The following is an 11,050-nucleotide window of genomic DNA, read 5'->3' on the forward strand; positions in this document are numbered from 1 at the left end:
GCCTCTGGCAGGTGCCACGCGCCTTGCGCGGTGAACGCCTCGCCGTGCGGCCGCTCGACCAGGACGGTCGCTATGGAATCTTCTTCGGATCGTGGTCAGTCGCAACGATCGACTTGACCACGCCCAAAAGTGTCAGTGATGTCCCCGAACAGGTGTCCGACATGTCCCCGGGCTAAACACTTGTCGCGGGCATGACGTCTTAAAGCTGGTTCAGCATCAAAGACGTGGATGGCCGGGACGAGGCCCGGCCATGACGTGCGGAGAGGTTGGTAGCCAAGGCTGGAAGTCAGTAACGCCAAGGCTGCAAGCCAAAGTTCAAAGCCAACAAACTGCAAAAGGCGCGGAGCAATCCGCGCCTTTTTTGTTGATCGATCTGCTGCGTGTTGTTCCGCAATCAGCCCGGCACGCCGATCCGGGTGATCATCGCCTTGGCGATTTCCTCCTCTCCCATGATCACGACGTCGGCGCCCAGGCTGCGCAGATGGGCGACCTCTTCATCGGAATGAGCGCGGGCGATGATCGGCAGTTTGGGATTGAGCGTCCGCGCCTTGGAGACGATCTGGCCGCCCTCGAACGCATCACAATCGTCGAAATCAGCGGTGTATTATGTTCCTTGCAACCCTTTTCCGCGATAATCCAGGCTCAAGCCGCTTCGCGCAAAGGGGACCAATCGCCGCACCAAGCAATTTCCGATGGGCATGACCCCGGGTGATATCGATAGATACCGCCCAGCCTGCACATTCACGCGGCGTTTGTTTCAACACTGTCAGCTTTGCACGCCCCTAGGCAACAACGCGGCACGTCTGAGAGGTCTTATGGCGGCGGCAACCGATCCTGGAATTTATCGCGAAACACTGGTGTTCCTCGGCACGGCGGGAGTGATCATTCCGCTGATGGCCAGATTGCGCATCAGCCCGGTGCTGGGCTTCCTGGTCGCCGGTCTGGTGCTCGGCCCCTATAGTCTCGGCCGGCTGCAGGATGACTGGTCATGGCTCAGCGTGATCGCCATCACCTCCCAGGATGCCGTGGACCGGCTCGCCGAATTCGGCGTCGCGTTTCTGCTGTTCACTATCGGCCTGCACCTGTCGTTCGACCGGCTATGGACCATGCGGCGCATGGTGTTCGGTTTTGGCATGTTGCAGGTGGTCGTCACCACCGCAGCGATCAGCGCCGTGACGCTGGCGTTCGGCAACCCGCTCGACGCCAGTTTGGTGATCGGCGCCTGTCTGGCGCTGTCCTCGACCGCGATCGTGCTGCAACTGCTGGCCGAGCAGAAGCGGCTGACCTCGGTGGCCGGCCGTTCGATCTTCTCGGTGCTGCTGGCGCAGGACCTCGCGGTGGTGCCGATCCTGTTCCTGATCGTGGTGTTTGGTAATGCGGTCGCCGAGGGCGGCACCGGCAAGGTCACCGCCGCCGCGGTGTCGGCCGGGCTTGGCCTCGCGCTGGTGCAAGCCGGCGCCGCGGTGGCGCTGATCATCGGCTTTGGCCGGCTGATCCTGCGGCCCTTGTTCCGGCTGGTGGCGCGCACCCATCAGCGCGAATTGTTCATGGCCACGGTGCTGTTCACCGTGGTCGGCATCTCGCTGCTGACCCATGTCGCCGGCATGTCGATGGCGCTCGGCGCGTTCCTGGCCGGGCTGCTGCTATCGGAGACCGAGTTCCGCCGCCAGGTCGAAGTCGATATCGAACCGTTCAAGGGCATGCTGCTCGGGCTGTTCTTCATCTCGGTCGGCATGCGCATCGATCTGGCCGAAGTGTCGCGCGCGCCGGTGATGCTGGTGGCCTCGATCGTCGGCATGACCATGCTGAAGGCGCTGGTGGTGGTGGTGCTGGCGCGGCTGTTCAAGCTGTCGCTGCCGGTGTCGATCGAAGCCGGCCTGCTGCTTGCGGGCGGCGGCGAATTCGCCTTTCTGGTGCTGAGCATGGCCGGCAACAGCGGCCTGCTGAAGCCGGACGTCGAACAGTTCATGCTGCTGGTGGCATCAGGCACCATGTTCCTGACGCCGTTCTTGGCCAAGCTCGGCGCCCATGCCGGGGTGCGGGCGCGGCGTGCCGCGGCCATCAACCACGGCTATGACGAACCCGGCCCGATCGAACCCGGGCGCACCATCGTGATCGGCTATGGCCGGGTCGGCCGCATCATCTGCGACATCCTCAGCAAGCAGAACAAGCCGTTCATCGTGATCGAACGCGACCCCGACATCGTCGCCAAGGGCCGCAAGGCCGGCCGCGACCTGGTCTATGGCGACGCCACGCTGCGCGCCTTCCTGCGCAAATGCGGGCTCGCCGAAGCGCCCGCGGTGGTGGTGACCATGCACGACCCGATCGCCGCCGAATATTCGGTGGCCGCGATCCGTGCCGAGCGCGCCGATGTGCCGGTGATCGTCCGCGCGCGCGACGCGCAGCATGCGGTGCGGCTGTTCGCGCTCGGCGCCAATGAGGTGGTGCGCGAGGTGCTGGAGGCGAGTTTCGAAATCGCCAGCACAGTGTTGCAAACCTTGGGCGTGCCGGTCGGCAAGGTGGTGGCGATCATCCACGACGAACGCGATTTGCGCAAAAAGCCGCTACGCGAAGGCGTGATCACCGACTAAGCGCGAACACTGACCAAACAAAAAGGGCGAGACTGGCTGATGCCGGCCTCGCCCTTTTGCTGTTTGCGTGACGAGGCGCGCTGCGCCGCGTACGTATTGCCAGTGGCCAGTGATACCAACCTACTACGCGTCATGGCCGGGCTCCGTCCCGGCCATCCACGTCTTTGATCTTGCGGCGCTTTCAAGACGTGGATGCCCGCGACAAGCGCGGGCACGACGGATCACATTTAACGGCCGTTGGTCGTGATCGTCGGCACCTCAGCCGGCGATCGCCGCGGCGATCGCTTCCAGCGCCGCGCCGGCCTTGGCGCCATCCGGGCCACCGGCCTGGGCCATATCCGGCTTGCCGCCGCCGCCCTTGCCGCCGAGCACTTCCGACGCCTTGCGCACCAGATCGACCGCCGAGAACCGCGACACCAGATCGGGCGTAACGCCGACCACGATCGAACCCTTGCCGTCCTCGCTGGTGGCGACCAGTGCGATCACGCCCGAGCCGATCTGCTTCTTGCCCTGATCGACCAGGCTCTTGAGATCCTTGATCTCGACGCCTTCGACCGCGCGGGCCATCAGCTTGACGCCGCCGACCTCGCGCACATCAGAGGCGCCATTGGCCGCGGCACCGCCACCGCCCATCGCCAGCTTCTTGCGGGCGTCGGCGAGGTCGCGCTCGAGCTTCTTGCGCTCGTCGAGCAGCGCCGTGATGCGCGCCGGCATATCCTCGACCGAGGTGCGCAGTTCAGCCGCGGCAACGCGCGCGGTTTCGATCATGGTATTGGCATTCTGGCGGGCCTGATGGCCGGTCAACGCCTCAATACGGCGCACGCCGGAGGCGACCGCGCTTTCGCTGGTCACCGAGATCAGGCCGATATCGCCGGTGCGCTTGACGTGAGTGCCGCCGCACAGCTCGACCGACCAGCCGAGCGAATTGCCGCCGCGCTCCCGCGCGCCGCTGCCCATCACCACGACGCGCACTTCGTCGCCGTATTTTTCGCCGAACAGCGCGCGCGCGCCGGCGTTGCGGGCGTCATCGACCGCCATCAGCCGGGTGGTGACTTCGTTGTTCTCCAGCACCACCTCGTTGGCGATGTCCTCGACGCGGCGCACTTCTTCCGGCGTCATCGGCTTGGGATGCATGAAGTCGAAGCGCAGCCGGTCGGGCGCCACCAGCGAGCCCTTTTGCGCGATGTGATCGCCGAGCACCTGGCGCAGCGCCTCGTGCAGCAGATGGGTCGCCGAGTGATTGGCGCGGATCGCGCTGCGCCGGCCATGATCGACCTCGAGCGCCAGCGCGTCGTTCAGCTTGATCGCGCCCTGCTCCACCGTGCCGAAATGCACGAACAGGTCGCCAGCCTTCTTATGCGTCTCGGTGACGCGGAACCGGATGCCATCGGCGAAGATCACGCCGGTGTCGCCGACCTGACCGCCGGATTCGGCATAAAACGGCGTCTGGTTCATCACGATCGCGCCGCTGTCGCCGGCCTTGAGCTGATCGACCTCGGCGCCGTCCTTGACCAGCGCCGCAACCACGCCCTCGGCGCTCTCGGTCTCGTAGCCGAGGAATTCGGTGGCGCCGAGCTTTTCACGCAGCCCGAACCACACGGTTTCGGTCGCCGCTTCGCCGGAGCCGGCCCAGGAGGCGCGCGCCTTAGCCCGCTGCCGGTCCATGGCGTCGGTGAACGAGGAGATATCGACGCCGATGCCGCGGTTGCGCAGCGCGTCCTGCGTCAGGTCGAGCGGGAAGCCATAGGTGTCGTACAGCGTGAACGCGGTCTCGCCGTCGAACATGTCGCCCTTCTTCAGGCTGCTGCTCTTTTCGTCGAGAATCGCCAGGCCGCGCTCCAGCGTCTTGCGGAACCGGGTCTCTTCCAGCCGCAAGGTTTCTTCGATCAGATTTTCGGCGCGCACCAGCTCCGGATAGGCCTGGCCCATCTCGCGCACCAGCGCCCACACCAGACGCCACATCAACGGCTCGCGGGCGCCGAGCAACTGCGCATGGCGCATGGCGCGGCGCATGATCCGGCGCAGCACATAGCCGCGGCCTTCATTGGAGGGCAGCACGCCATCGGCGATCAGGAACGACGAAGCGCGCAGGTGGTCGGCGATCACCCGCAGCGAGGCCTTCTGCTCGCCGAGCGGATCGGCGCCGGTGAGATCGGCAATGGCGCGGATCAGCGCCTGGAACAGGTCGATGTCGTAATTGTCGTGCTTGCCCTGCAGCACCGCGGCGATGCGCTCCAGACCCATGCCGGTGTCGATCGACGGCTTCGGCAGCGGGTTGCGGGTGCCCGGCGCGACCTGGTCGAACTGCATGAACACCAGATTCCAGATCTCGATGAAGCGGTCGCCATCTTCTTCGAGCGAGCCGGGCGGGCCGCCGAAAATGTGGTCGCCATGGTCGAAGAAGATTTCCGAGCACGGGCCGCACGGGCCGGTGTCGCCCATCTGCCAGAAATTGTCGGAGGTCGGAATCCGGATGATCTTCGATTCCGGCAGCCCGGCGATCTTCTTCCAGAGGCCGAACGCTTCATCGTCCTCGGAGAACACCGTGACCAGCAGCCGCTCTTTCGGCAGCCCGTATTCCTTGGTGATCAGATTCCACGCGAGCTCGATCGCCAGTTCCTTGAAGTAATCACCGAACGAGAAGTTGCCGAGCATCTCGAAGAAGGTGTGATGGCGCGCGGTGTAGCCGACATTGTCGAGGTCGTTGTGCTTACCGCCAGCGCGCACGCATTTCTGCGAGGTCACCGCGCGCGGCTCGGCGCGCTTCTCGACGCCGGTGAACACGTTCTTGAACTGCACCATGCCGGCATTGGTGAACATCAAGGTGGGGTCGTTGCGCGGCACCAGCGGCGATGATGGCACGACCTCGTGGCCGTGCTTGGCGAAATAATTCAGAAACGCCGACCTGATCTCGTTAACGCCGCTCATGTCCATCCAATCGCATCATCATGAATCGTCTGCCGCAGTCGGCAGCGCCGATCTTCCCTGGGCCACGCTTGTAGCGGCGAGGTGTGCCGCTGTCCAGAAAGTGGACAGGGATCAGAGGGTTGCTTCCGCTTCAAGAAGACCCGTTGATAGCGTTCCTCGGTGCGTTGACAGTCTTGCGCTGGCCGTGTTTCCCTCCTACTTCTTAAGACTAAGTCGCGTCGGGAGAGATCGGCCGCAAGGCCGGCGCCGAAGGAGCAACCGCCCCGGAAACTCTCAGGCAAACGGACCGCGCGATGCAATACATCTGGAAAGAGCCCTGCCCGGCGGCTGCAACCGCCAGCAGGTCCGCCGACGGGATAATACTCTCAGGCACAGCGACAGATGGGGCTCTATGGGCGACGAGAAATCGTTCTCGCGACCCCCAGAGGGCCAAAAATGCTTGCGCGTGACGATCAACCGACCCCTCCCTTGAAACGCACGCCGTTGCATGCGCTGCATGTGGCGCGCGGCGGCAAAATGGTACCATTTGCCGGCTACGACATGCCAGTGCAATTCGCGACCGGCGTGCTCAAAGAGCATCTCCATACCCGCGCCGCCGCTGGGCTGTTTGACGTCTCCCATATGGGCCAGATCGCGCTGCGCCCGAAATCCGGCACGCTCGCCGACGCCGCCAGCGCGCTTGAGCGGCTGGTGCCGCAGGACATTTTGGCGCTGGCGCCGCACCGGCAGCGCTATGCCCAGTTCACCAATGACCAGGGCGGCATTTTGGACGATCTGATGGTCAGCAATTTTGCAGACCATCTGTTCCTGGTGGTCAATGCTGCCTGCAAGGCCGAGGACGAGGCCCATCTGCGCGCCGCGCTCAGCGACGCCTGCGAGATCGAGGTGCTGGCCGACCGCGCGCTGCTGGCGCTGCAGGGCCCGCAGGCAGCGGCGGTGCTGGGCCGGTTCTGCGCCGAGGCCGCGTCGTTGCGCTTTATGGATTCCAAGCCGCTGCCGGTGATGGGGCTGGACTGCTTTGTGTCGCGCTCCGGCTATACCGGCGAGGACGGCTTTGAAATCTCGGTGCCGGCCAGCGCCGCCGAACAACTGGCGACCGCGCTGCTCGATCAGGCCGAGGTGCTGCCGATCGGGCTTGGCGCCCGCGACAGCCTGCGGCTGGAAGCCGGGCTGTGCCTGTATGGCCATGACATCGACACCAGCACCACCCCGGTGGAAGCGTCGCTGGCCTGGTCGATCCAGAAAAGCCGGCGCCACGGCGGCGCGCGGCCCGGCGGCTTTGCCGGTGCTGCGGTGATTCTCGATCAGCTCGACCATGGCGCGCCGCGCAGCCGGGTCGGCCTGAAACCGGAAGGCCGCGCCCCGGTGCGCGAAGGCGCGCAGATCTATGCCGAAGCCGACGCCGCCGAGCCGATCGGCCAGGTGTCGTCCGGCGGTTTTGGACCGAGCGTCGGCGGCCCGGTCGCGATGGGCTATCTGCCCGCCGCGATCGCGGCGCGCGGCGGTGTGGTGTTCGCCGAAGTTCGCGGCCAGCGACTGCCGATCAAGATCGGCTCGCCGACTTTCGTTTCTCCCAGCTACCAGCGTTGAGGCTTTGACATGACGACCCTGTTTACCCCCGACCACGAATGGATCCGCGTCGAGGGCGACATCGCCACCATTGGCGTCACCGACTACGCCCAATCGCAGCTCGGCGATGTGGTGTTCGTCGAACTGCCGAAGATCGGCCGGCAATTGAAGAAGGCGGAAGCCGCCGCCGTCGTGGAATCGGTGAAGGCCGCCTCGGACGTCTATGCGCCGATCACCGGCGAAGTGGTCGAGGTCAATGACACGCTGCAGACCGACCCGGCGCAGGTCAACACCGATGCCGGCGGCGCGGCGTGGTTCTTCAAGCTGAAGATCGCCGACAAAGCTGAATTGGACGGGTTGATGGACGAAGCGGCCTATGCGGCGCACACCGCCTGATAGGTCGCCCGACTAACAATTGAGTTCGTCACTGCGAGGCAAGCGAAGCCATCCACAGTCCGGCGCACTGATCCTGGGCTGGTTTTTCCTGGATTGCTTCGTCGGCTTCGCCGCCTCGCAATGACGGTGAGACGACTGATTTTGTCACCACTGATCCTGTGACCAGTGATCTTGTGGCCACTGATCTCGCGACCACCTGAGCAGCGATCGCTAATGGCGAATGCTGATCAGCGACCAGTGATCTAGCGACTGCCTTTTTAGCGGGCTTCGTGCCCACTGACGACCAGGAGACCGCAATGCATCCGCCCCGCCGCCCGATCGATGACCTCGCGAACGGCTTCGTTCGCCGCCATATCGGGCCGTCGCCGCAAGACATCCGCGCCATGCTGCGCACGGTGGGAGCGGACAGTCTGGAAGCGCTGATGGACGATACGCTGCCGGCCGCGATCCGGCAGCGTGCCCCGCTCGATGTCGGAGCGCCGCTCTCCGAAACTGAAGCGCTCGAACACATGAGCGAACTTGCGTCGCGCAACCAAGTGTTCACCTCGCTGATTGGTCAAGGCTACTACGGCACGATCATGCCGACCGTGATCCAGCGCAATATTTTGGAAAATCCCGCCTGGTACACGGCCTATACGCCCTATCAGCCCGAGATCAGCCAGGGCCGGCTGGAAGCGCTGTTCAACTTCCAGACCATGATCTGCGACCTGACCGGGCTCGACATCGCCAACGCCTCGTTGCTCGACGAAGCAACCGCCGCCGCCGAAGCGATGGCCTTGGCGGAACGCTCGGTGCAGAAAAAGACCAAGGCGTTCTTTGTCGATCACGACGTTCATCCGCAGACGCTGGCGGTGCTGCGCACCCGCGCCGAGCCGCTCGGCTGGCAGATCATCGTCGGCGACCCGGTCACCGATCTGCCGCAGGCCGATGTGTTCGGCGCGCTGCTGCAATATCCCGGATCGTCCGGCGCCTTGCGCGATCCACGCCCGACCATCGCCGCGCTACACGCCAAGGGCGGGCTGGCGGTGGTCGCCGCCGATCTGCTCGCGCTGACGCTGATCGCCTCGCCCGGCGATCTTGGCGCCGATATCGCGATCGGCTCGGCGCAGCGTTTTGGCGTGCCGATGGGCTATGGCGGCCCGCACGCCGGCTATATGGCGGTGCGCGACAGTTTGAAGCGCGCGCTGCCCGGCCGCATCGTCGGCCAGTCGATCGATTGCCACGGCCAGCCCGCTTACCGGCTGGCGCTGCAGACTCGCGAACAGCATATCCGCCGCGAAAAGGCCACTTCCAACATCTGCACCGCGCAGGTGCTGCTGGCGGTGCTGGCCTCGATGTATGCGGTCTATCACGGCCCTGAAGGCTTAGCGGCGATCGCGCGCGCCATTCACCGCCGCACAGCGGTGCTGGCGGCCGGGCTGCGCAAGCTCGGCTTTGCGCCGCGCAACGAAGCGTTCTTCGATACGCTAACCATTGAGGTTGGCGATCAGCAGGACGCGATCGTGGCGCGCGCGCGCGAGGCCAAGATCAATTTCCGGATCGGCGATGGCACGCTCGGCATTTCGCTCGACGAGACCACTACGCCAAAACTCATTGAAGCGGTGTGGCGCGCGTTCGGCGGCACGCTCAGCTACGCCGAGATAGAGCCGGCGCTGCGCGACACCGTGCATCCGACGCTGAAGCGCACCTCGAGCTACCTCACCCAGGAGGTGTTCCACCTCTATCGCTCCGAGACCGAGCTGCTGCGCTACATGCGCAAGCTGTCGGACCGCGATCTCGCGCTCGACCGCGCCATGATCCCGCTCGGCTCCTGCACCATGAAGCTGAACGGCACCACGGAAATGATGCCGCTGACCTGGGCCGGCTTTGCGCAGCTGCATCCGTTTGCGCCGCCGGAACAAGCCGAGGGCTATCACGCGCTGTTCGATCGGCTGGAAACCTGGCTGACGCAGATCACCGGCTATGACGCGATCTCGCTGCAGCCGAATTCCGGCGCGCAGGGCGAATATGCCGGACTGCTGACGATCCGCGGTTATCACCGCGCGCGCGGCGAGCCGCATCGCAAGATCTGCCTGATCCCCTCCTCCGCGCACGGCACCAATCCGGCCTCGGCCGCGATGGCCGGCATGGATGTGGTGGTGGTGGCCTGCAATGAGCGCGGCGACGTCGATGTCGACGATCTGCGCGCCAAGGCCGAACAGCACTCGGCCAATCTCGCCGCGGTGATGATCACCTATCCCTCGACCCATGGCGTGTTCGAGGAGCACATCCGCGAAATCTGCGAGATCGTGCACGCCCATGGCGGCCAGGTGTATCTCGACGGCGCCAATCTCAACGCCCAGGTCGGCCTGGCCCGGCCCGGTGATTTCGGCGCCGATGTCAGCCACCTCAATCTGCACAAGACCTTCGCGATCCCGCATGGCGGCGGCGGCCCCGGCATGGGCCCGATCGGCGTCAAGGCGCATCTCGCGCCGTTCCTGCCGGGCCATCCGTGCTGCGATGACACCGGGCCTGATGGTTTTACCCATGGCGGCGGCACGGTGGCGGCGGCGCCCTATGGCTCAGCCTCGATCCTGACCATCTCCTACATCTACATTCTGCTGATGGGCGGCGACGGGCTGCGCCGCGCCACCGAAGTGGCGATCCTGAATGCCAACTACGTGGCGCAGCGGCTCGATCCGCATTTCCCGGTGCTATATCGCAGCGAGCGCGGCCGGGTGGCGCATGAATGCATCATCGATCCGCGCGCGCTCAAGAACAGCACCGGCATCACGGTCGATGACATCGCCAAGCGGCTGATCGATTACGGCTTCCACGCCCCGACCATGAGTTTCCCGGTGGCGGGCACGCTGATGATCGAGCCGACCGAGTCGGAATCGAAGGCCGAGCTCGATCGGTTCTGCGACGCCATGATCGCGATCCGGCGCGAAATCGCCGAGATCGAGAATGGCCGCTGGAAGGCCGAGGAATCACCGCTGCGCTTTGCGCCGCATACCGTGCACGATCTGGTCGAGGAACAATGGCGCCGGCCCTATAGCCGCGCTGTCGGCTGTTTCCCGGCCGGCACCGCGCGCCACGACAAATATTGGTGCCCGGTCGGCCGCATCGACAATGTCTATGGCGACCGCAATCTGGTCTGTTCGTGCCCGCCGATCGAGGACTACGCTCTGGCGGCGGAGTGATATTCGGCGCTGCCGCGATTGAGCCGCGATGCCCGCGCTTGCCGCTGGTGTCGCGGCGGATAGCGCGCGAAGACGCGAAGAGACGTGTGCGACCGCTGATCTGCGCCGCCGCTTGAGGCCAACCATGCCCCCAGCGGCAGCGCTATCACACTGCGGAGGCCGCGACCGTCTTATATCAACGGAAATTGATACCAACCCATCCGCATGTCATGGCCGGGCGCCGGCCCGGCCATCCACGTCTTTGATCTTGCGCCGCTTTCAAGACGTGGATGCCCGCGACAAGTGTTTGGCCCGGGGACATCCCTGACGGGTGTTCAGGGACATAGCGGACACATCACAATGGCTGGAATGGCTCTTTTTGGGGAGGCGTTCCATGCCGTTTCG

The 11,050-nt window shown here is 65.0% G+C and carries 5 protein-coding genes, 2 pseudogenes and 1 riboswitch; of the genes and pseudogenes, 5 read left to right on the top strand and 2 right to left on the bottom strand.

Going from position 1 to position 11,050, the window contains the following annotated elements; all coding sequences use genetic code 11:
* Window positions 1-176, top strand: a pseudogene (locus BJ122_RS19720) (IS481 family transposase); the annotation flags it as partial.
* A 218-nt stretch (window positions 177-394) separates the two neighbouring features.
* On the opposite strand, the pseudogene BJ122_RS18530 reads toward BJ122_RS19720, so the two are convergent.
* Window positions 395-580: pseudogene (locus BJ122_RS18530) on the bottom strand (NAD-binding protein); the annotation flags it as partial.
* Between the two features lie 235 nt (window positions 581-815).
* Here BJ122_RS18530 and BJ122_RS18535 point away from each other — a divergent pair.
* Complete coding sequence (locus tag BJ122_RS18535) at window positions 816-2,591, top strand: cation:proton antiporter domain-containing protein (RefSeq protein ID WP_110782772.1); 1,776 nt, start codon at window positions 816-818, stop codon at window positions 2,589-2,591.
* A gap of 258 nt (window positions 2,592-2,849) precedes the next feature.
* Here the strand turns inward: BJ122_RS18535 and alaS are convergent, their stop codons facing one another.
* Window positions 2,850-5,519, bottom strand: a complete 2,670-nt coding sequence (gene alaS, locus BJ122_RS18540) for an alanine--tRNA ligase (protein WP_110782774.1) — start codon at window positions 5,517-5,519, stop codon at window positions 2,850-2,852.
* Window positions 5,520-5,727: 208 nt separating this feature from the next.
* Window positions 5,728-5,818: riboswitch (glycine riboswitch) on the top strand.
* 136 nt (window positions 5,819-5,954) lie between these two features.
* Here alaS and gcvT point away from each other — a divergent pair.
* The 3 genes from gcvT to gcvP all read left to right on the top strand — a co-directional run bounded on the left by gcvT (window position 5,955) and on the right by gcvP (window position 10,666).
* Complete coding sequence (gcvT, locus tag BJ122_RS18545; protein ID WP_110782773.1) at window positions 5,955-7,109, top strand: glycine cleavage system aminomethyltransferase GcvT; 1,155 nt, start codon at window positions 5,955-5,957, stop codon at window positions 7,107-7,109.
* Window positions 7,110-7,118: 9 nt separating this feature from the next.
* Complete coding sequence (gene gcvH, locus BJ122_RS18550) at window positions 7,119-7,484, top strand: glycine cleavage system protein GcvH (RefSeq protein WP_103012557.1); 366 nt, start codon at window positions 7,119-7,121, stop codon at window positions 7,482-7,484.
* Between the two features lie 296 nt (window positions 7,485-7,780).
* The gene (gene gcvP, locus BJ122_RS18555; protein WP_110782775.1) at window positions 7,781-10,666 is read left to right on the top strand and encodes an aminomethyl-transferring glycine dehydrogenase; all 2,886 of its coding nucleotides are present in this window, start codon (window positions 7,781-7,783) and stop codon (window positions 10,664-10,666) included.
* Window positions 10,667-11,050: the final 384 nt, after the last annotated feature.

It is taken from the genome of Rhodopseudomonas faecalis, assembly GCF_003217325.1.
In the GTDB taxonomy this organism is placed as follows: domain Bacteria; phylum Pseudomonadota; class Alphaproteobacteria; order Rhizobiales; family Xanthobacteraceae; genus Rhodopseudomonas; species Rhodopseudomonas faecalis.

Excerpts from the sequence above, each read along its gene's own strand:
- gcvT (WP_110782773.1), top strand. The coding sequence starts at position 5,955 with ATGCTTGCGCGTGACGATCAACCGACCCCTCCCTTGAAACGCACGCCG.
- alaS (WP_110782774.1), bottom strand. The coding sequence starts at position 5,519 with ATGAGCGGCGTTAACGAGATCAGGTCGGCGTTTCTGAATTATTTCGCC.
- BJ122_RS18535 (WP_110782772.1), top strand. The coding sequence starts at position 816 with ATGGCGGCGGCAACCGATCCTGGAATTTATCGCGAAACACTGGTGTTC.
- gcvH (WP_103012557.1), top strand. The coding sequence starts at position 7,119 with ATGACGACCCTGTTTACCCCCGACCACGAATGGATCCGCGTCGAGGGC.
- gcvP (WP_110782775.1), top strand. The coding sequence starts at position 7,781 with ATGCATCCGCCCCGCCGCCCGATCGATGACCTCGCGAACGGCTTCGTT.